A 346-nucleotide genomic window follows, 5' to 3' on the forward strand; every position below is an offset into this window, starting at 1 on the left:
TGATTAGCTCATAAAATACTAATTTGTGTTATCTCTAACACTTGTTTTGAACCAACAATTTAATGTTGCGTTCGGAATTAACGTTGACATATTGCAATTCAGTTTTCAATGTTCATTTCTTCAATCACAAGAATTAATTTTACTCGTTTTGACTAGTGAAGTCAAGAGTTTTTTAATTTTTTCTTAAAACTTCCATAAAAAAACGACCCAAGGGTCAAATGGAATTGCCTGGCAACGTCCTACTCTTGCGGAACGTAAGTCCGACTACCATCGGCGCTAAGGAGCTTAACTTCTGTGTTCGGCATGGGAACAGGTGTGACCTCCTTGCCATTGTCACCAGACAATG

1 rRNA gene is annotated in these 346 nt (G+C 37.6%); it reads right to left on the minus strand.

Annotation, left to right across the window (positions count from 1 at the left end):
* Nucleotides 1–226 precede the first annotated feature (226 nt).
* Nucleotides 227–341 (minus strand): 5S ribosomal RNA (gene rrf / locus BJS11_RS13225).
* Between the last annotated feature and the right edge of the window lie 5 nt (nucleotides 342–346).

Origin of the sequence: Staphylococcus caeli (assembly GCF_900097965.1) — a bacterium.
Lineage (GTDB): Bacteria > Bacillota > Bacilli > Staphylococcales > Staphylococcaceae > Staphylococcus > Staphylococcus caeli.